Annotated in this window: 21 protein-coding genes; 14 read left to right on the top strand and 7 right to left on the bottom strand. The window is 69.7% G+C overall.

Features of this window, described 5'->3' with window-relative positions:
* Positions 1-31 precede the first annotated feature (31 nt).
* Complete coding sequence (locus tag ACZ63I_RS20250) at positions 32-1144, top strand: hypothetical protein (protein WP_469340359.1); 1113 nt, start codon at positions 32-34, stop codon at positions 1142-1144.
* Between the two features lie 76 nt (positions 1145-1220).
* Here ACZ63I_RS20250 and ACZ63I_RS20255 read toward each other — a convergent pair whose 3' ends face one another.
* Positions 1221-2150 carry an NADP-dependent oxidoreductase gene (locus ACZ63I_RS20255; RefSeq protein ID WP_469340360.1) on the bottom strand — a complete coding sequence of 310 codons (930 nt, stop codon included), beginning with the start codon at positions 2148-2150 and terminating at the stop codon, positions 1221-1223.
* Positions 2151-2245: 95 nt separating this feature from the next.
* Here ACZ63I_RS20255 and ACZ63I_RS20260 point away from each other — a divergent pair, with 95 nt between their 5' ends.
* A complete protein-coding gene (locus ACZ63I_RS20260; protein ID WP_469340361.1) occupies positions 2246-2815 on the top strand; it encodes a TetR/AcrR family transcriptional regulator in 570 nt (189 codons plus the stop codon).
* Positions 2816-3014: 199 nt separating this feature from the next.
* On the opposite strand, the gene ACZ63I_RS20265 is transcribed toward ACZ63I_RS20260, so the two are convergent.
* Positions 3015-3428 carry a MerR family transcriptional regulator gene (locus ACZ63I_RS20265; protein WP_469340362.1) on the bottom strand — a complete coding sequence of 138 codons (414 nt, stop codon included), beginning with the start codon at positions 3426-3428 and terminating at the stop codon, positions 3015-3017.
* Between the two features lie 83 nt (positions 3429-3511).
* Here ACZ63I_RS20265 and ACZ63I_RS20270 point away from each other — a divergent pair, with 83 nt between their 5' ends.
* Positions 3512-4561: an aldo/keto reductase gene (locus ACZ63I_RS20270; protein WP_469340363.1), complete on the top strand. Its 1050-nt coding sequence runs from the start codon at positions 3512-3514 to the stop codon at positions 4559-4561.
* A gap of 72 nt (positions 4562-4633) precedes the next feature.
* Here the strand turns inward: ACZ63I_RS20270 and ACZ63I_RS20275 are convergent, their stop codons facing one another.
* Entirely contained in the window at positions 4634-5656 is a 1023-nt protein-coding gene (locus tag ACZ63I_RS20275; protein WP_469340364.1) for an aldo/keto reductase, read from the bottom strand.
* Positions 5657-5860: 204 nt separating this feature from the next.
* On the opposite strand from ACZ63I_RS20275, the gene ACZ63I_RS20280 reads away from it, so the two are divergent.
* Entirely contained in the window at positions 5861-6703 is an 843-nt protein-coding gene (locus ACZ63I_RS20280) for a helix-turn-helix transcriptional regulator (protein WP_469340365.1), read from the top strand.
* A gap of 86 nt (positions 6704-6789) precedes the next feature.
* Positions 6790-7245 carry a MarR family winged helix-turn-helix transcriptional regulator gene (locus ACZ63I_RS20285; RefSeq protein ID WP_469340366.1) on the top strand — a complete coding sequence of 152 codons (456 nt, stop codon included), beginning with the start codon at positions 6790-6792 and terminating at the stop codon, positions 7243-7245.
* Positions 7246-7309: 64 nt separating this feature from the next.
* On the opposite strand, the gene ACZ63I_RS20290 is transcribed toward ACZ63I_RS20285, so the two are convergent.
* On the bottom strand, positions 7310-7897 hold the full coding sequence (locus ACZ63I_RS20290; protein WP_469340367.1) for an Imm21 family immunity protein: 588 nt from the start codon (positions 7895-7897) through the stop codon (positions 7310-7312).
* Positions 7898-8126: 229 nt separating this feature from the next.
* Here ACZ63I_RS20290 and tap point away from each other — a divergent pair, with 229 nt between their 5' ends.
* From tap to ACZ63I_RS20310, 4 genes are all read left to right on the top strand, one after another.
* Positions 8127-10277 (top strand): telomere-associated protein Tap, encoded by a 2151-nt coding sequence (gene tap, locus ACZ63I_RS20295; protein WP_469340368.1) that lies wholly within the window; start codon positions 8127-8129, stop codon positions 10275-10277.
* A gap of 3 nt (positions 10278-10280) precedes the next feature.
* Positions 10281-10838 carry a telomere-protecting terminal protein Tpg gene (tpg, locus tag ACZ63I_RS20300; RefSeq protein WP_469340369.1) on the top strand — a complete coding sequence of 186 codons (558 nt, stop codon included), beginning with the start codon at positions 10281-10283 and terminating at the stop codon, positions 10836-10838.
* Positions 10839-10978: 140 nt separating this feature from the next.
* On the top strand, positions 10979-12130 hold the full coding sequence (locus tag ACZ63I_RS20305; protein WP_469340370.1) for an SMI1/KNR4 family protein: 1152 nt from the start codon (positions 10979-10981) through the stop codon (positions 12128-12130).
* Between the two features lie 125 nt (positions 12131-12255).
* The gene (locus ACZ63I_RS20310) at positions 12256-12612 is read left to right on the top strand and encodes a VOC family protein (protein ID WP_469340371.1); all 357 of its coding nucleotides are present in this window, start codon (positions 12256-12258) and stop codon (positions 12610-12612) included.
* On the opposite strand, the gene ACZ63I_RS20315 is transcribed toward ACZ63I_RS20310, so the two are convergent.
* A complete protein-coding gene (locus ACZ63I_RS20315) occupies positions 12609-13892 on the bottom strand; it encodes a M48 family metallopeptidase (RefSeq protein ID WP_469340372.1) in 1284 nt (427 codons plus the stop codon). The two genes, ACZ63I_RS20310 and ACZ63I_RS20315, sit on opposite strands and share 4 nt — an antisense overlap.
* Before the next feature lie 500 nt (positions 13893-14392).
* On the opposite strand from ACZ63I_RS20315, the gene ACZ63I_RS20320 reads away from it, so the two are divergent.
* Positions 14393-15244, top strand: coding sequence for an SAM-dependent methyltransferase (locus ACZ63I_RS20320; RefSeq protein ID WP_469340373.1), 852 nt, complete (start codon positions 14393-14395; stop codon positions 15242-15244).
* Between the two features lie 118 nt (positions 15245-15362).
* The gene (locus ACZ63I_RS20325; RefSeq protein WP_469340374.1) at positions 15363-15980 is read left to right on the top strand and encodes a DinB family protein; all 618 of its coding nucleotides are present in this window, start codon (positions 15363-15365) and stop codon (positions 15978-15980) included.
* Here the strand turns inward: ACZ63I_RS20325 and ACZ63I_RS20330 are convergent.
* Positions 15966-16541, bottom strand: coding sequence for a TetR/AcrR family transcriptional regulator (locus tag ACZ63I_RS20330; protein ID WP_469340375.1), 576 nt, complete (start codon positions 16539-16541; stop codon positions 15966-15968). The two genes, ACZ63I_RS20325 and ACZ63I_RS20330, sit on opposite strands and share 15 nt — an antisense overlap.
* A gap of 111 nt (positions 16542-16652) precedes the next feature.
* Between ACZ63I_RS20330 and ACZ63I_RS20335 the strand changes: the two genes are divergently transcribed.
* Positions 16653-17663, top strand: coding sequence for an NADP-dependent oxidoreductase (locus tag ACZ63I_RS20335; RefSeq protein WP_469340376.1), 1011 nt, complete (start codon positions 16653-16655; stop codon positions 17661-17663).
* Between the two features lie 124 nt (positions 17664-17787).
* Positions 17788-18210: a hypothetical protein gene (locus ACZ63I_RS20340; protein ID WP_469340377.1), complete on the top strand. Its 423-nt coding sequence runs from the start codon at positions 17788-17790 to the stop codon at positions 18208-18210.
* 57 nt (positions 18211-18267) lie between these two features.
* Here the strand turns inward: ACZ63I_RS20340 and ACZ63I_RS20345 are convergent, their stop codons facing one another.
* The gene (locus ACZ63I_RS20345) at positions 18268-19188 is read right to left on the bottom strand and encodes a LysR family transcriptional regulator (protein ID WP_469340378.1); all 921 of its coding nucleotides are present in this window, start codon (positions 19186-19188) and stop codon (positions 18268-18270) included.
* A 102-nt stretch (positions 19189-19290) separates the two neighbouring features.
* Here ACZ63I_RS20345 and ACZ63I_RS20350 point away from each other — a divergent pair, with 102 nt between their 5' ends.
* Positions 19291-20160 (top strand): aldo/keto reductase, encoded by an 870-nt coding sequence (locus ACZ63I_RS20350; RefSeq protein ID WP_469340379.1) that lies wholly within the window; start codon positions 19291-19293, stop codon positions 20158-20160.
* Positions 20161-20239 lie beyond the last annotated feature (79 nt).

Here is a 20239-nt window from a genome sequence, read left to right on the forward strand (position 1 = left end):
CAGCACGTTCGAACGGGAATGCGAATACGGTATGTTCAGACGCAAGAAGCGGGCACAGGACCCACGCGTCGCGGAATTCATGCGTTCCTTCTTCGAACGGAGAGTCACCTCCGCCGAGCGTGCTGATCCGCAGCTCATGTCGAGGGCGTACGGACTTTACACCGACGCGTACGCGGGGGCGTACGGATTGAGTCCGCTTGAGCGGCTTCCGATGCAGAAGTTTCATATCGGGTTCGTCGCTCCGGACGGCGATTTGGAGCATCTGACCAAGCGAGGCGTCCTGATCGCGGACACCCTGCTGCTGTCCCACAGCGACAGGGGCGACTGGACCACGCTCAGCGAGGGAAGCTCACGTCACGGCCGCCCTGATGCGGTCAGGGACGCGGGAGGCCCCATGCCCACGACCTGGCTCTCCCAGAGCCACACCACCCGTATGCGCTGCCCCGACATGAGCCGCCTGGGCACCTGGATCACGCAGACCGAGGAACTCCTCAAGGCCGGCCTGCTGTGGTATCTGCCCATTATCAGCGCGCGAGAAAGCAGTAGCGTGAGCGTCATGGGCTGGGAATCTCCCCGTGGCGCTGAAAGGGAACTTTCGCTGCCGAACTTCGTGGTGCGCAGCGGCAAGGTCGTTGCCGAGTTCAACACGTCGCCGACCATCAGTAAAGTCGTACGCCCCATCCTGCAGATCGACCTCCCGTTCCTTGACGGTATGAAGCTTCGGGATTTCAGCGAGGTCACCGTTCAGGAGTTCTCCTCCCACGTCCAGTTCCGCCTCTTTCTGCGCGAGGCCTTCGTCAGCCTGGACGAAGCGCTGAACGCGGATCAGGCGGAGCGCGAGATGATCAGGATCGGGCACCAGATCGAAAGTGAGATCTGGGGTGTTCAGGCCCAGATGACGGCGGCACGCAGGAAGAGGTCGGTCGCTGTCACCGGAGCAACGGTCGGCACGGTCGGCGCCACGCTCGTCGCGGTGTACGGACCCGCCTTCGAGGCGGCACTCACCGTCCTGGGAGCCGCCGGCGCCGGCGGGGCCTGGGGAGTGATCCAGGCAGCCGCCGACACCAGCCCCCAGGCCGTCCGCGACAACAAGTGGTACTACGTGTGGGCGCTCGCAAAGAAGAGCAGCACCTACTACCTCTGAAGCCCAGCGGAACGCCCAGGACGCTTTGGACGGTGAAATCGACGTCACCTCCGCACGCCGCCGCCCGGAGGCGTCGTCACGTCGTGACCAGGATCTTGCCGTGGACGTGGCGTCCGGACTGCTGGGCCACGGCGTCGCGGATCTCCTCAAGCGGGTAGACCGCGGCGACCGGCACCGTGATCTTCCCGGCGGCGAGCGCGTCGGTGATGCGGCCCAGGGCGGTCGGTCCCGCTTCGCTGCCTCCGGTCGCGCGTGCACCGCCGGGCGGGTTCGGGCCCGCGGCGATCGTGGAGATCCGCTCCGGCGGTACGCCGAGCGCCAGCGCCGTCTCGGCCGTTTCCGTACCGAAGAGGTCCGTCGCTGCGCTCACGCCGTCGGGGGCCATCGCCCGTACCCGGTCCGCCAGGCCAGGACCGTACGCCACGGGCTCGGCGCCCAACTGCCGCAGGAAGTCGAACGTGCTCTCCGACGCGCTGCCGATCACCCTGGCGCCGGCGAGCTTCGCGAGCTGTACGGCGAACACCCCCACGCCACCGGCCGCGCCACCGATCAGGACGGTGTCGCCGGATCGCAGACCGATCGCGTCCAGAGCGGCGGCCGCGGTCAAGCCTGCGACCGGCACGGTGGCCGCCACCTCGTCGCTGATGCCGTCCGGCGTGTGGAACAGCTCGTCGGGCTGCGCAGTCGGCACGTTCAGCACCAGGAAGTCGGCGGCGGCCTTCGCCATCGCGCCTCCGAAGACCCGATCACCCACGGCGAATCCCTCGACGCCGGCTCCTGCCTCGTCCACGACACCGGCGAAGTCGAACCCGAAGCCGCTCGGCACGCTGACGCCGAACATCGACGCCAGCTCGGGATTGGCGGCGATGGCCCCGTCCATCGGGTTCAGTCCGGCGACCGTCACCCGCACACGCACCTCGCCCGGACCCGCGTGCGGCTCCGGAACGTCTCGCAGCTCCAGTACCTCGGGGCCTCCGAATGTCTGATAAACGACGGCTCGGCTCATGGGACTACCTCCAGCAGGGGCGGACAGACATGGTGATGGGACTTGGTCCCATCACCATACATCAGTGACGGGACCAAGTGCCGTAGACTTTCCGTATGGCCCGCTGGCAGCCCAACGCATCCGAGCGACTCGTCCTCGCCGCCGTCGAACTGTTCGAGGAGCGGGGCTACGAGCGCACGACGGTGATCGAGATCGCGGAGCGCGCCGGGCTGACGAAGAGCACCTTCTTCCGGCATTTCCAGGACAAGCGCGAAGTGCTCTTCGGCGGGGCCACGCTGACCGCGCTGCTCGCCAAGGGGATCGCCGATGCGCCGTCGGCCGCCACCCCGCTCGAAGCGGTGGCTCATGGTCTGTACGCGACAGGGAAGGAGGCGTTTCCCCCGGCCCGCCGCGAATTCACCGCCCGCAGAAGGGCAGTGATCGAAGCCAACCCGGAACTGCGGGAACGCGAGGCGCTGAAGGGCCTCGGCCTCACCGGATCGATGACGGACGCGCTCAAACAGCGCGGCGCCCCCGAGCTGACCGCCTATGTGGCCGCGGAGTTGGGCGGGCTCGCCATGAAGATCGCCTACGAGCGCTGGAGCGAGACGACGGACGGCGACGACTTCGGGGATCTCGTACGCCAAGCACTCGCCGAGGTGCGGACGGCGACCGGCTCCTGCTGACGCGCAAGGCCGTCGCAGCGCGACAACGCGCCGAGCCCAAGGACATCAGGTGGGGCGCCCCCTACTCCCTCACGCCGCTGCCCGGACGAAGGCGAGCGAGCCGACCGCGCGCGTAGTCCGGCGACGATGCGCCGTCCGCCCCAGGCGCCAAGTGCGTCGCGCAGCGGCGGACCAGCGCCCCGATCGCCCCCGGCGGTCGTCAATCCTGCACCGGCCCGGGACCTACGCACTCGTACCCGGGATCCGCGGCGGCCAGGATGTCCTCGTACACCCCCACCTTGTGGCTGATCAGGTCCATGCACTCGCCGAGCCGCGCGATCTGCCGCCCCAGCAGCTCCTGGTGACGGCGCATCAGCTCCAGCCGCTCCGCCTCGTTGCCCCTGCCCTCCCTGACCAGTTCCGTGTAGCGCCGGATCTCGGGCAGCGGCATGCCGGACGCCCGCAGGAAGGTGCACAGCGTGAGCCAGTCGACATGCTCCTCCCCGTACAGCCGGCGGCCGCCGGAATTCCGGCGCACGGGCGTGGTGAGGATGCCCTCGCGCTCGTAGAAACGCAGTGCGTGCACGCTCAGCCCCGTACGCCGGGCCACCTCGCCGATGCTCAATTCGGTCATACGAACCAGCATAAGAGACTTGATCTAGAGCCGACTTCAGCTCCTAGAGTCCGCCGTGAACCCAACGACCAAGGAGCTCCACCATGCGTTACCGCGTCCTCGGCGGCACCGGTATCGAAGTCAGCGCGTACTGCCTCGGCGCCATGATGTTCGGCGCCGTCGGCAACCCCGACCACGACGACTGCGTACGGATCGTGCACGCCGCGCTCGACAGCGGTGTCAACTTCGTCGACACCGCCGACATGTACTCCGAAGGCGAGTCCGAGGAGATCGTCGGCAAGGCACTCCGTGGCCGCCGCGAGGACGTCGTCCTCGCCACCAAGGTGCACTTCCCGATGGGCGAAGGCCCCAACAAGGGCGGCAACTCACGCCGTTGGATCGTCAAGGAAGTCGAGAACTCGCTGCGCCGCCTGCAGACCGACCATATCGATCTGTACCAGGTCCACCGCCCCGACCACCGTACGGACATCGAGGAGACGCTGGCCGTCCTGACCGACCTCGTACGGCAGGGCAAGATCCGGGCTTTCGGCTGCTCGGCCTTCCCGGCCGAGGAGATCGTCGAGTCCCACCACGTCGCCGAACGCCGCGGTCTGCACCGCTTCCGTACCGAGCAGCCGCCGTACTCGCTGCTCGCCCGGGGCGTCGAGGCCTCCGTACTGCCTGTCGCGCAGCGCACCGGCATGGGTGTGCTGACCTTCTCACCGCTCGCTTTCGGTTTCCTGTCCGGCCGGTACCGCAAGGGCGGGCAGGTCGATCTCACCGCCGGCCGGCCCGCCATCGCCCCCGCCCGCTTCGACCCGAAGCTGCCGGGCAACGCGGCCAAGTACGAAGCGGTCGAGGAACTGATCGCGCTCGCCGACGACTTGGGTTGCACCCTGCCCCAACTCGCGCTGGCTTTCGTCACCGCGCACCCCGCCGTCACCTCGGTCATCACCGGCCCGCGCACGATGGACCAGCTCACCTCCCTGCTCGCCGGCGCGGAACTGACCCTGGACGACACGGCCCTGGACCGGATCGACGGGATCGTCCCGCCGGGTACGGACCTGTACCGCGCCGACGGCGCGTGGCAGCCGCGCCCGCTGACGCAGGCGTCGCTGCGGCGCCGACCGGTGGGGGAGCGGGCGGCGGCCTGACGCCTGCCGCGTGCGCCCGGGGGACGGGGCGCGGTCAGACGAAGCTGCGGGCGCCCAGGGGATGCGGCGCGGTCACGCCGAGCTGCGTTCGGCCAGGGGGCGGCGGCGCAGGCCCGGGTGCTGGACGGCGGGCGGCAGGTACGCCTGGTCAAGTGTCCCGACGTCGGTGCCCGGCGGGACGATCTCGTCGATCCGGTCGAGGATGTCGTCGGTGAGCGCCACATCGAAGCCGCCGAGAAGGTCGTCCAGGTGGTCCATCGTGCGCGGCCCGATGATCGCGCTGGTGACGCCCGGATGGGCGATCGTGAAGGCCATCGCGAGGTGCGTCATCGGCATTCCGGCCTCGCGCGCGAGCGGGATGAGCTGTTCGACCACATCGAGGCGACCGGTGTCCGTGAGGTGCTTGAAGAAGGCGGCGCGGCGCAGATCGTTCTGCTGCCCCTTGCGGACGCGGCCGGTGAGCAGCCCTTGCGCGAAGGGCCCCCACACGAGCGTGCCCATCCCGTAGCGCTGCGCGACGGGCAGCACCTCGCGTTCGGCGGCGCGGTTCAGCAGCGAGTACGGCGGCTGCTCGGTGCGGAACCGCTCCAGACCGCGCCGCTCGGCGACCCACTGCGCCTCCACCATGTCGGACGCCGGCATCCCGGACGCTCCGATCGCACGGACCTTGCCACTGCGGATCAGGTCCGTCAGCGCGGAGAGCGTTTCCTCGACGTCGGTGGCGGGGTCCGGGCGGTGGATCTGGTACAGGTCGAGATGGTCGGTCTGCAGACGGCGCAGCGAGTTCTCGACCGCCCGCACGATCCAACGGCGCGAGGCGCCTTGCTGGTTGGGGTCGTCGCCCATCGGGCGGCTCACCTTGGTGGTGAGGACGACATGGTCACGACGCCCCTTGAGCGCCTTGCCCACCACCTCCTCCGAGTCGCCGTACGCGTCGGCGGTGTCGATGAAGTTGATACCCGCGTCCAGGGCCTTGTGGATGATGCGGGCCGAGTCGTCCGGATCGGGGTTGCCGATGGCGGTGGCGAACATCAGGGTGCCGAGCGCGTAGGGACTGACCTTGATCCCGGTCCGGCCGAGCGTGCGGTACTGCATGTGAGTCACACCTTTCCTGCTGGGGTGATCCGGGTCCTGGACGGCGCTCCGGGGTGATCATCCCGCCGGGTCAGCGCCGACGCTCGCCGGTCTTGGGGGCTCGGCTCCCAGACTGCGGCCGGTCGCCCGGCGGCGGGAGAGACGTCCCGGTCCGGGGACCGGCCGTCCCTGGCTGAGCCCGGCGCCCGGGTTCATGATGGTGGCGTGGACAGAAACGAGCTGGCCGACTTCCTCCGCCACTCCCGGGCCCGCCTCACCCCCGCCGCCGTGGGCCTGCCGGCGGGCGCACGACGGCGTACCCCGGGTCTGCGGCGCGAAGAGGTGGCACAGCTCGCCGGCATGTCCACCGACCACTACACCCGGATGGAACAGGCCAGAGGCTCACACCCGTCCCGCCAGATGCTCGCCGCCGTCGCCCGCGCGCTGCGGCTGACCGTCGACGAGCGCGACCATCTGTTCCATCTGGCCGGCGAGGAGCCCGCGCGCGACCGGTCGATCACCGAACACGTCCGCCCCGGCCTGCTCCTCGTACTGGACCGGCTGATCGACACACCCGCCCAGGTGATCAACGACCGCAGCGACATCCTCGCGCAGAACGCCATGGCCAAAGCCCTCGTCGGCGACGCGTCCGCCCGTCCGCCTGCGGAGCGCAACATCGCGTGGCGCTACTTCACCGACCCGTCGGCGCGCGAGCTGTTCCCCGTCGAGGAGCACGCCAACGCCTCCCGTACGGCGGTGGCGGACCTGCGGGCCAGCCTCGCCCGGCGCCCGGACGACGTACGGCTCGCGAAGCTCGTCCGCGACCTGCGCGCCAGGAGCGAGGAGTTCGCCGCGCTGTGGGACGCCCACCACGTGGCCGTACGCCGCGCCGCCACGAAGCGCTTCCTGCACCCGGTCGTCGGCCCGCTGGAGCTGGACTGCGAAACACTGCTCAGTCCGGAACACGACCAGCGCCTGGTCGTCCACTCGGCCCGCCCCGGCAGCGAGTCCTACGACCGGCTCGAACTGCTCCGCGTGGTCGGCTTGCAGGACCTGGCGCGCGGCTGAGCGGCCACACGGACGCTTGACCTCAACCGCGGTTCAAGTTCTACGTTCGTACCCACCAGCCAGACCTCGACGGTGGGAGCAGCACGATGGAGTACTCGCACAACGACACGGACCTCGTCAAGCAGCCCATCGGGTACTGGGGTTGGGCGGCGCACAATGCGGTCGTCACCAACATCCGCGCCGGACTGGCGGACTTCGACGTCACCCAGCCCCAGTGGTGGATCCTCAACCAGGTGGCCACCGGCGAGAACGGCAGGACCCGCGAGGAAGTGGCGGCGGTCCTGAAGGGCTACCTGGACGTGGGAGCCACACTAGGGCCGGAGACGGACACACTCCTCGACCGGAACCTGCTCGTCACCGACACGGAGAACCGCCTTCAGCTCACCCCCGAGGGCGACGCGCTCTACCGGAAGTGCGCGGAGCGCCAGGTGGCCATGCGGGAGCAGACCCACGACGGCATCACGGACGAGGAGTACCTGGTCACGCTCAAGGTGTTGCAGCGGATGATCCACAATGTCGGCGGCGAGGCCTGGCACCACTAGCGGGTGGCCTGTGCCATCGAATGTCGACCGATTGCCACCGAAGTTTGAGCAGGGGCGCCGAGCGTCAGGAGCGACCGTCCTCGGCGACGAGCTGCACCAAACCGACCCATGTGAACTCGCCGCTCTTTTGGACCGCACGCACCCTCCACCGGCCTGCCGGGAGCTGCACCGGAGCCTGGTCCGGCTGGCCACCGCCCGGGTAGTCCACTCCCAGATCGGCGCCCGCTTCGGCCGAATCCATCAATACCGCCGGGCCATCGGTGACCCACAATCCGCCGTCCTCCCAAGCGGTGTCCGGATCGGCCAGGACCACCTCGGCCGCCGTGAACAACTCGGCCTCGGAGTCCGCAGCCAGCCACCGCACGAACAGCAGCTTCTCCGGCAGGAAGCACGTCTTTGCCGGTTCATCGGCCAGGACAAGCGCAGTGACGTCGCCCGCCCCCACGGCGATCGCACCGACCCAGTCCTCCACCTCGCAGGCGCGGTCGTAGTCATCATGGCCATCGGCAGCACCGAGGACGGAACCGTCCTCGGTGCATCCACCCCAGGCGTTCACCGAGGACTCCGGAACGACGAGCAAGGGGCCGCCCATCGACCGGACCCACACCGGCCCAGCACGTTCACCGCGATCGGTGTCGTGAGAAGCATCCATGCGCATAGTCTGCCGCCCACCACTGACACCGCTCGGAGACCGGAGGGCCGACCAGGTCACGCGGGGCGGCCTGGCTTGACCGATGTGGGGGCTTGGAAGCTGGGGGAGAGGTGCGTGACCGTCGCCAGGGTGAGCAGGGTCATTCTGCGCGATCTGAGCGGTTCGTGCGTGTCTTGGTGCGCGGTTGCCTGAGTGATCGAGAGTAGGGTGCCTCTCGGAGGTGTCCCCATTGTCCACTGAGGACGAGCTGTTCAGTGCCGTCGACGCCCTGTTGGAGCGAGTCGCGCAGGACGATCTGCCGGACCCCGCCGAGCGCAAGCGGCTGCGTGAGGCGGCGGGGCTGAGCCAGGCTCAGATCGCCGCTGCGCTCGACGCGCGCCGGGAGGCGGTGGGAAACTGGGAGGCGGGGCGGACCGAGCCGCGCCCGCCGAAGCGAGCCGCGTACGCCCGGCTCCTGGAGGGGCTTGCCGTACGGTTCCCCGCGCCGGTCGCCGAGGCGCCGACAGCGCCGGAGCCGGTGGTGCCCGAGCCGGCCCCCGAGCCCGCCCCGGAACCCGAACCGGTGCGGCCCCCCGTGGAGCCAGTTGCGCAGGCGCGCCCCGCGCCCGGGGTGCCGCCGTCGCGACGTACGCCTACGGCTACGAAGAAGCCCGCGGCGAAGAAGACCGCCGCCCCCGCCGCGGTCGACCCGCGCTTCGAGAACGGCCCGCTCGCGGTCGTCGACTGCGCGGACGGCCAGGTGTCGGCGTACTGCGTCGGCGGGCTGGTCCTCGACGTGCCCGCCAAGTCCGTCCCGGCACTGGTGGAATGGACGCTCAAGGAGGCGCGCCTCGGGCAGCCGCGGCTGCACCGCAACGGCAAGGACGCCGACCCGATCCTGGTGCTCACCCGGTCCGCGCTGGAGCGGTTCGGGCTGCCGGACGCGCTGTCGGACGAGGAGCGGCGCGCGGGCCGGCTCCCGGCCGGGCACAAGGTGCTGAAGCAGTTGGAGCGCGCCGAATGGCAGCTCACCCAGCGCGGGTTCGGCCCGTGGGCGCGGATCTTCCGTCCGGCGGACGGGTCGCGGCGCAACTGCGTACAGCTCTGCATCCCGGCCTGGAACGCGCTCGACGTCCGCGAGTGGGACAACAAGGACGAGCCGCTGCTGCCCACGATGGACGCGGCGGACCTGGCCCGGTTCCTCGGCACGTACGCGACCCGCGTGATGACACCGCGCGGCACCACCGCCGTCACGGGCCTGGAGTTGATGGTCGCCCTGCACCCGCCGACGATGGCGGTGAAGGACGACAGCACGGGGGAGTGGCACGGCGCCCCCGCCCCCGGCGCGCTGACAGCCGTGTACGAGCCGGTGGAGTGTGAAGTCCCCGACGGGCACCCGGTGTTGAAGGGCAAGTTCGCGCGGCACCATCAGCGGACGCCCGCCGAGATGCTGATGGAGGAGTCCTACGACTGGTCCCGGCCGCTGACGGACGCGGAGTGCGAGAAGCAGTTCGTCGTCGGCATCGATGTCAACATGGCCTTCGCCGCCGCGGCGAACCGGCTCACCGTCGGCCTCGGCGGCCCGACCCACCTCACAGGACCCGAGTTCGACGCGAAGCTGCCGGGGTCCTGGCTGGTCGACCTCTCCCACATCACCCTGGACGACCGGCTGCCCAGCCCGTTCACGGCGAAGGGCGTACGGCCCGAGGGCCCGGCCTGGTACGCGACGCCGACAGTCGCGTACGCGGTGGAACTCGGCTTCCAGGTACGGCCGATCGAGGCGTACGTACGCCACGAGCGCGGCGCCTACCTGGACGCCTGGTACACCCGGCTGCGCGACGCCTACATGGAGACGATGGCCGACCTCGGTGTGGTGTCCGGCATGGAGGAGCGGGCGTTCCTGGCGGCGATGGCGCAGCACAAGCAGACCGACCCGGAGATGGCGCTCGTCCTCAAGGCGATCAAGGCGACGGCGAAGGGCGGCATCGGCAAACTCCGGGAACGGCCGCGTACGACACCGCTGTTCGAGCCGTGGCCCGCGCTGGAACGGGCGACCTGGCGCCCGGACATCCGGGCAGCGGTCCTGTCGACGACCCGGGTCAACATGCACCGCAAGATGGTCAAGGTCGCGGCAGCCGCCGGTATTTACCCGGTCGCGATCGGCACGGACTGCGTCATCTACCCGTCCGACGGCCCGAGTCCGCTGGACTTCCTGCCGCGCACTGCGGACGGCAGACCGGCGCCCGGCACGTTCCGGCTCGGGGTGTCGCCCGGGATGGTCAAGCACGAGGGTACCCAGACGACTCTGTGGGCCGAGGAGCAATACGAGAAGTACGGGGACGCCGTCAACATCGCCCGCATCATCAAGGACGGCGGCACGTCCGCCGACGACGGGGAGTAGACGATGGCCGACCGGCTCGGGGACAGCCTCGACCGCGCGGTGGAAGGGGCGTTCACCCGTCCCATCCCGAAGTCCGCGCAGGCGCAGATGAAGTACCTCGTCAGACAGCTCAAGGGCACCAGGGCCACCGCCGAGGCGCTGGGGGTGTCGCAGCGGACCGTGGAGCGGTACGTGGCGGGCAAGCTCAAGCGTCCGCGCAGGGACCTCGCGGGGCGGCTGGAGCGTGAGGTACGTACACGCTGGCAGCCGCAGATCCGGGCCAGGGCGAAGAAGAAGGCCGCCTCCACGGACGGCATCGTCGTCTACACCCGCGCCCGCTTCGGCTTCACGGCCGCTCCCGGCAGCAGTGACGACGCGCGCGTCCGGCACATCACCCAGGCGCTGTCCCCGCATTGGGCGCAGCAGCTCTTCGACGCCCGCGACACCGGCGCCACCGAGCAGCAACTCCTCGACATCGCCGCACAGGGCCTGGGCGAGCACTACTTCCGCGACAACGGGCGCCGCGCCCAGGACTTGACGGTGGAGTTCACCGACGTGGAGGAGATCGAGATCGACCTCTGACCCGCGCCGGGCGAGCGGGCGAGCGGGCGAGCGGGCGTGAACCGTACAGGGTGATTCGGCGCTTCACTTGGCGAGTGAGCGGCGGGCCAGGCCGGTGAGCGACGATCACGCTGTCAGTGTCTGACTCTAGGCTCAGCACTATGACAGCAGACCTGGTCCAGGACTCATGGAACCGCATCGACGCGTGGCTGCGCGAGCACGCGCCTCGCACTTTCGCCACGCTTCAGCCGCCCGCGGGGAAAGAGGAGATCGCGGCAGCGCAAGAGGAACTGGGTGTCACCTTTCCTCCGGATCTGGTCGCTTCACTGCTCCGGCACAACGGGGCGGTGGACGGGGCGGAGGCTTTCCGGTTCAGCACGGACGACCGGCTGCTCGGAGTGCGTGGGATCCTCGGGGACACCGGGTTCATGCGCGGCGTCGCCCACGACCTCGACGAGGAGGAGGCCGAGCGCTATTGGCATCACGGCTACGTGAAGTTCGGTTCCTACGGGGTGACGTTGGACGGTCTCACGATCGATTGTCGGACTGGGCGGGACTCTTTCGGTGCGATCGGACGGTTCTTCGACGAGACCGGCACGAGTTTCGGGCAGGCCGACTCGCTGGGCGGGTATCTGGCAGAGCTGGCCGGCCGGCTGGAGCACGGGCAGGACGGTGGCGCCGTGACGTTCAACGGTCGGCTGTTCTGGGAGTCGGCCATGTCCGCCCGCCCGGAGTGGGGCAGTGCCGACGATCCCCTTCCCGCACCGGATGAGCAGCTACCGGAGCTGGACCTTTCCTGCGGTCCCACCGACCTCCTCCACGTGAGCTACCTGGACGGATTTGAGGAACTCGGCGCACTGCTCGCTGTCTTGCCACGTGAGCGGGTGGCCGAGGCCGCGCGGAAGCAACTGCGCAGACTGGCAGTCGAAACGGGCCTGAACAAGTATCCCGAGGTCACGTCGGCCCTGGACGCGTGGGAGCGGGGTGAAGCCCCATCACGGCCCGACCAGACCCACCCGCTGGCCCTGCGACTACGCGCAGTGCTTGTGCAGGCGAACACCCACCGGGACGTCACTCGCAGGTGGGCCGCGGAGAAGATGGCACACGGGATCTGGGGGTCCCCCTACAGGTCCGTGTACGAGAGCGCGGGGATCCGGAGCCGCCTCACGGTCGACTGGCGTGCGGATCTGCACGCGGACCTGGGCAATCCGCCACTGCCACCGATACCTGACGATCGATTCTGGGGGACCCTGTGCAACCCCGCCATCGACTCCAGTTGGTACGCGGCTCAGTACACCCAAGATCAGGACTGACCCCAGGGGCTCCGGTTCCGCGTGAGCGCTTCATGCGGCGGGTATCGCCGGATGGAGCGCTCAGCCACATACAGTGACGGCGCCAGCGACGGGCCGACCCGTCGGCACCGATCACCAGGAGCCGTATGCACATCGACCTGCTCGTCATCTACACCGACCAGCTTGAGGCGTGCCACGCCTTCTACGCCGGTCTCGGGCTGTCGTTCACGAAGGAGCAGCACGGTGCCGGTCCTGAGCACTACGCCACCGTGCTGGACGACGGCGCCGTGTTCGAGCTGTACCCGAGCAGCGCAAGCTGCCCGGCCACTGGCTCGCTCCGGCTCGGCTTCACCGCCCCTGCTCCGGCATCTGCCTCCGCCTCCGCATCCGCCGCTGCGGGCGTCGCGGGCCGCCCGCCGGGCCGGCATGTCCTCACCGACCCCGACGGACGCACCGTCGTGCTCACCCATGTCCTCACCCACCCGGAACCGGACAGGCCTTAGCCGTCGAACCCGTCCTGCATGAGCTGTCGGGCGACCTGCTTGCGCGCCTCGGCCAGCTCCGCCGCGATCCGCTGCTCCCGGCCGCTCCCCGTGACCACGAGCGCCGGGACGGGCACGCTTGCCAGCAAGCACTCGCGCCGCAGATGCGTGGGCGGGTGTGACGAATCGACGCTGTTGCCCCGCCGGGCGCCCACGCGTCGCTGACGTTCGTACTCGTGCTCAGGGATCGACTCCATATGGGCCGCGAGACGTTCCCACAGCCCGTCCGCGTTCGCCTCGGCCTGCCGGGAACCGCGCCGCCCGGCCCGGGGGTTGTTGATCTCGCGGCGCAGGGTGATCGCGGCCGAGTCGGCGACGAGGACATGGTCCACCAGTCCCACCGCGGCCTCGGTGGAACCGGCGTGGGCGGCAACGGAGTCGGCGAGGTATTCCGCGCGCTGCCCTGCGTGCGCCGTCAGTTGGTCGAGCAGTGTCTGCACGCCCTGGATCAGCAGACGGGGTACCACGCAGAGCAGGTTGAGGATCGCCTCCAGCCCGGACGGATTCGACATGGGCTGGAGGTAGTAGCGCCATGTCGTCAGCGACCGGTACGCCGTCGCGACGATCAGCCCGCGCCGGGTGTCACCGTTGCTGTAATGGCCGAGTTCATGGCCGAGCAGCGCGACCCGTTGCTGCGGCGGAAGCATTTCCCACATCGGCAGCCCCAGCGTCAGTAGCCGCTGACCGCGCACCCCGCAAGTCGTCACGCTCGCGCCGACCTTGGCGTCGACGGCCACCACGTCCACACCGCGGGTATCGGCCACGCCCGCGATCTCGTCGAGCAGTTCGTACAACGCCGGTGCCTCGGCGCGCCGCAGCAAGAACTCGTCCTTGGGCAGCCGGACCAGCCGGGGCCGCAGAGTCCAGGCCAGGGCCAGAAAGAGAAGACCGAGCACCATCGCCGGGGCGCCCGACGCGCCCACGAAGCACCAGATTCCGATGGCCAACAGGACGACCGTCACCCCGTGTACAGCTCCAGCGACGACATGGGCGAGGACCGTGGAGGTGTCCCACCGGGCACGCGGGGTCCAGCCGACGGTCACGTCGGCCAGCAGCTTCTCTCCGTGCCGCCGGGCCAACGCGCGCCGCGCCCTGTCCAGCCTTCCGGGCGGCTCCATGGGCCCCACCGGGTCCACATTCCAGTCGCAGGCGGCGCACCAGGTGGTGAACCTGCTGTCGGTGCGGATCTCAACTCCGCACTCCGGGCACGGCTGAACCGTCTCTCCCCCGAAGGTACTCATGATCGCGTTCTCCCCCTTTTTCGCGGTCTCTCCCCAGAAGCGCAGGCCCTTCCCCGGACTGAGCCGAGTTCTCCGTAACGTGCCGAGGTGGTCGTGCGCTTCAACAGCGCCCTCGGGAACCGCCCTCGGGAACCGGTTCGACGGCCTCGCGGCGCCCTGGCACGGTGGCCGCACCATGGCGAAACGTCGCGCTTGTCACCGCGACGCTCGGCGAGCCGACCTGGAACTGGGGCTGCCTGCCCTCGCGCCGGGTGCGCCGCAGCGACGGGTCGGTAAACGACGTTACCGGCGCCTCACGCGCGTATCAAGTCCTCCCGAACCGTGGAGAGTTGGGGGCGCGCACAGCGGCCTCGGGTTTCAGGAACGTCAGGTGGCGGCGCCAACGCCCGCAAGGACGACGCGCCGTGACAGGTGTTCACCTGGTCCTGCCGCCAGCTAGATTGGCAGGTACGCCAGGTAATGCCCTTGCTTCGCGGGGGAGTTGTGGGAAAGGGAACTTGATGGACACCGACTGGATGAACGAGCCGCCGAAGCCCCCTGTCCAGTTGGACACGGACAAGGCGCACCCGGCCCGGGTGTACGACTACTTCCTCAACGGCAAGACGAACTACCCGGCCGACAGGGACGCCGCGGAGGCGATGATCGAGAGGGGACTGCCGACCGCTCGTCGCGACGCGCGCGCCTCCCGGGACTTCATGGTCCGGGCGGCGGGCTACATGGTCGACCAGGGCGTCCGGCAGTTCCTCGACATCGGTACCGGCATTCCCACGTCCCCGAATCTGCACGAGGTCGTGCAGTCGCGGGCGCCGGAGTCGCGGGTGGTGTACACGGACAACGACCCCATCGTGCTGGCGCACTCCCGGGCCCTGCACACCAGCACCCCCGAAGGCCGCACCCTCTATCTGCACGCGGACGCGACGGACCCGGACTCGATCCTGCACTCCGAGGGTCTGCGCGACACGATCGACTTCAGCCGGCCGGTCGGGCTGACGCTGCTGCTCCTGCTGCACTGGCTTCCCACGGATGCCGGAGTCCGGCTCGTACGCACCCTGGTGGACGAACTCGCGCCCGGCAGCCATGTCGTCATGAGCTATCTCGCGCGGGACCTGTTCGAAGACGCGGGCGACGCGAAGAAGCTGGAAGGCACCTTCGTCGAAGGCAGCACGAACCAGCTTCGCGGAGCTACCCGCGCCGAGGTCGAGGCACTGTTCGAAGGCCTGGAGATGGTCGAGCCCGGCCTCGTCCCCACCAACCGCTGGCGGCCCCAGACGGTACCGGTGCAGGTCGGCAACCCCGCGCTGGCGGACAGCGGCGTAGTCCCGGCCTGGAGTGGAATAGGCGTCAAGCGCTGACACGCGGCGCGCCGAGCCGCGGCGCCACATCCCGCCCCGGGGCCACCTCCGGAGCCACCCCCGGACGATCGCTCGTGACCGGCTACGGTCCAACGGTCCGGTCGACGAAGGAGTGTTCGTGATCCCGCCCCGCCTGGTCCCGTTGCTGGAGCAGTTCGACTTCGCCGCCGAGCGGCTCAACGACCGCATGGCGGGGCCCGTCATGGACAGCGGTAGCGGGACGGACGTCGAGGTGGGCCCCATGACGGACGAGGAGTATTTCTGGGAGCCGGTGCCCGGGTGCTGGTCGGTGCGGAGGCGCGCCGTGGGGCCCGGTCCTCGGGCGACCCACCTGACTGGCTCGGGCGACTGGGGCCGTGACGCGACACCTCCGCCCCACCCGTCACCGCCGCCCTTCACCACCATCGCCTGGCGGCTGAGCCACCTCAGCGAACTGCTGACCCTGCGCGCCGATCACACAGCAGGTACCCACACTCTGACCAGGGACGACTATCCCGTCAGTGGTGATGCGGCAGGGGCGATCTCGGCGTTCTCCATCGGCGCTGCGGCATGGCGTGAGGCACTGCTCCGAGTTGACGACGCAGCGCTCGACACCGTCGGATACAGCACCTATCCGCACGGAAGCGACCCTGAAGACCCGTTCATCGACATCGTCTGGTGGGTCAACCAAGAACTCCTGCATCACGGGGCCGAGATCGCCTTGATCCGAGACCTCTTTCGTTCACAGCGGTCGTGACCGTGTTCCAGCCAGGTTCCCGGGGAGGATCGCGTCCGCGACGACGTCGAAGAGGTGGTCGGCGCGTGGCGCGGACGAGGGCTGGTCGCTGAGCCATGCCAGCGATGCGGCCAGCGCGAACAGGTCGGTGCCGTCGATGTCCGTTCGCGCCAGGCCATCCGCTTGCGCGCGGTTGAGGAGTCGGGTGCCGGCTGCGCGCATCGTGACGCACGAAGCGTGAAGCGCGGACTCCGGGTCCTCGATGGCGGTCATCATCGATGCCACAGCGCCTCGGTAGTTGTGTGCGCAGGCGACGAAGTCGCGTAGCCACGACACCAGCGCGTCGTCCGGCGGGCTCGATGTTTCGAGGACGTCCGCCTTTGCCGTCAGCTCGTCGAAGCTCGTACGGAGCAGCGCCTCAAGCAGCGCCTCGCGCGTCGGGAAGTGCCGGAGCAGCGTGGCGAGCCCCACGTCGGCCCGGCGCGCGATGTCGCGCAGCGATGCCTCGGCGCCCTGCTCGGTGATGACGCCCCCCGCGACGGCGAGCAGGTGGTCACGGTTCTTCCTGGCGTCGGCCCGCATCTGTCCCCCCTTGACTATCCGGATCAGTGGTCCATATATTCGGATCAGTGGTCCAGATATATGGACCACTGATCCGATAAGCGTATCCCGCGCTGCGGGCAGGAGAAAATGATGCCGACACACACGATGAGGGCGATCCGGCTGCACGCGCACGGAGGCCCCGAGGTGCTGCGTTACGACGAGGCGCCGATTCCCGAGCCGGGGCCGGGTGAGGTGCTGGTTCGCGTGCACGCGGTCGGCGTCAATCCACCCGACTGGTATCTGCGCGGCGGGCTGACGACCATGCCCGGGGAGACGGAATCCTCGGTCCGGCTGCCGGTGATTCCGGGGACGGACGTGTCGGGCGTCGTCGAAGCGGCCGCCGCGGACGTGGACGGCTTCGCCGTCGGCGACGAAGTCTTCGGTCTCCTCCGCTTCCCGAGCTTCCACGGCAGCGGGTACGCCGAGTACGTGGCCGCGCCCGCCTCGGATCTCGCACACAAACCGGCCGGCATCGACCACGTACATGCCGCCGGCGCGCCCATGGCCGGACTGACGGCGTGGCAGTTCCTCATCCAGGTCGGACACGAACACCCGTCGCCCTTCCAGGAGACACCCCATCGCCCGACGGCACTCGACGCCGACACGACGGTACTCGTCAACGGCGCGGCGGGCGGCGTCGGGCACTTCGCGGTGCAGCTCGCGAAATGGAAAGGCGCACGCGGGATCGCCGTGGCATCGGGCGCGCACGAAGCGTTCCTCCGCGACCTGGGCGCCGACCAGTTCATCGACTACACCAAGAACCGTCCCGAGGACCTCGTACACGACATCGACGTCGTGCTCGACACCGTCGGCGGTCGTGACAGCAGCCGCTTCCTGCGCACGCTCAAGCGCGGCGGCGCCATCTTCCCGGTGTTCCCCGGTGAGTACGACGCCGAGGAGACCGCGAAGCTCGGCGTCACGGTCTCGGGCGCACAGGTCCGCTCGAACGGCGCGCAACTCGCCGAACTGGGAAGCCTGCTGGACGCCGGTACGGTCCGCGTCGCGATCGACAGCACATTCCCCCTCGCCGACGCCCGAGCAGCGCACGAACGCGCAGCCCAAGGACACATCCAGGGCAAGATCGTGCTCACGGTCGCGTAAGAACGGGGCCGCCGCACCGCCACTGCCGCGCTCCTCCGGTGCCGTGGCCGGCGAAGCCTTCGAGCGCTGCGTCTCCCCGGAAAAGCACGGCGGGATGAGCTGGAATCCGCGTACGCTCGGCTCCGTGCCTCGCCATCCGAAGAAGGCCCGTCGACTGGTCGCCGACGGCCGTACGTACATGTGGACGAACCGGCACGGCCACCTTGTGCTGGACGGCAGTCGCGGCCCGCACTGCCGCCAGACCCTCACCCTGGTCCCCCGACCCAGCGGCACCGGCGGCCCGTTGCACATCGTCTTCGCCGACGGGCCCGATCGGTTCGTGCCGGGCGGGTTCACCTTCGGTTCCGGGGACGTGGGGTACGTCGACGGCGGCTCCCTGAATCTGCACGAACCCGGCGCGGTCCGGGCGTTGCTCGACGCGGCGTTGGCCCACGGGTGGCAGCCGGGGGAGCGGCGGCCGGTGCGGATCGACGGCTGGCTCCTGCTGGAGGAAGCGGCCTCTCTCGTCGCACGGCGCGTCCAAGCACGCGCCGCACCGGAAACCTGAGGCGGGCGGGGAGCGGGGGCTACGGGGGCTACGGGGGCTACTTCGGCCCCAGCCCAGTCAGGCGCCCGTCGCCGTCGTCAGTGGCCCGTCGTCCTGAGCCGGCGAGTGGTCCGCGTCCAGGATCTCCAGCAGGCGCGTCGCCGACGCCTCCGCGTGCGTCGCTGTAATGGCCGACACGACCCACTGCGGCGTTGATTCCGGGGGCAGTTGGATGGTCGTGAGGCCCGCGGCCTGGGGCTTCGCCGCGATGTGCTGGGGCACGAGGGCGATGCCGAGGCCGCGGTGAATCAGGTCCAGCAAGGTGTGGATGTCGTCCACCGTGCAGCGGACCCGCCGCGTGACGCTCGCCGCCGTGCACGCCGCGTCGTTGAGTGACCGCATGGCCCACGACGGGCGGAAGTCGATGAACTCCCGGTCGCGCAGGTCCGCCCACTCGATGCTCGTACGGGCCGCGAGCGAATGGTCGGACGGGGTCAGCAGGACGACCGAACGCCGGCCCAGTTCCACGCTGTTGGCGATCGCGAGATGTTCGGTCGTCGCCACGAAAGCGACGTCGAGGTCGCCTCTGCGGGTCTGGGCCACCAGGTCGTGCGATCCGGCCTGGGTGAAGTGGATGTCGACGAGCGGGTACCGCCGGTGGAACCGTTCGAGCAGCGGCGGCACATCGACCACGCCCAGGCACTGCTCGGCCCCCACCCGCAGGCGCCCCGACAGCGCGTGGGTCGCGCGGATGACCGCGTCCCGTCCTGCGGCGGCCTGGGCGAGCGCGCCGCGTGCGAACGGGAGCAGGGCGAGACCGGCGTCCGTGGGGTCGACACGCCGGGTGGTCCGGGTGAACAACGGCGTGCCCAGCTCGTCCTCAAGGCTGCGGATCGCGGCCGAGAGCCCGGACTGGGACACCTGGCAGACGGCCGCGGCCCGGGTGAAATGCTGCTCGTCAGCCAGGGCTACGAGGTACTCCATCTGGCGCAAGTCCATTGATCGACCCTGTTTCTTAATCGCATCGGTGACAGTCATTTTACTTCTGATCAGGGCCTGCTTACGGTGGAGATCCACCACCACCGGCTGGAAAGGCCCCCCGTGCAGCGACGCACTGTCGGAACTCGCACCGTCAGCCCGATCGGATTCGGCGGCATGCCGATCTCGATCGAAGGACGTCCCGACGAGGCGAGGTCCATCGCAACCATCCACGCGGCTCTCGACGCCGGTGTCACGCTCATCGACACCGCCGACGCCTACCACCGCGACGCCGGTGAGGTCGGCCACAACGAGGATCTCATCGCGCGGGCCCTGCGCTCCTACGGCGGCGACACCAGCGACGTACTGATCGCCACGAAGGGCGGCCATCTGCGTCCCGGCGACGGTTCATGGACCCTGAACGGCCGGCCGGAGTACCTCAAGCAGGCCGCGAAGGCATCCGCCCAGCGGCTCGGCGTCGAGGCGATCGGCCTCTACCAGTTCCACCGGCCCGACCCCGAGGTCCCCTACGCCGACTCGATCGGCGCCGTCCGGGACCTCCTGGACGAGGGCGTCATCGCGCAGGCCGGCATCTCGAACGCGACGGTGGCGCAGATCGACGAGGCCAACGAGATACTCGGCGGTCGGCTCGTCTCGGTGCAGAACCAGTTCTCGCCGGCCTTCCGATCGAGCCTCGACGAACTCCAGCACTGCGCCGACCTCGGCATCGCCTTCCTGCCGTGGTCACCGCTGGGCGGCATCCGCCACGCCGCCGCGGTCGGCGAGCAGCACACGGCGTTCCAGACCGTCGCCGACGCCCACGGCGTGAGCCCCCAGCAGATCGCGCTCGCGTGGGAGCTGGCCCTCGCACCCGTCGTGATCCCGATCCCCGGTGCGTCCCGTCCCGCCAGCATCCAGGACTCGGTGCGCGCCGCCGAGCTGACCCTCAGCGCCGACGAACTCGCCGCACTGTCGCACGTACAGGCTGACTGACCCCGCCCGTGCTGTGTGCGAATCTGTCCGACAGATCAGCGCATCGGCGGATCAGCGGATCAGCGCATCTGACCATCCG

It is taken from the genome of Streptomyces sp. NPDC087906 (assembly GCF_055584925.1).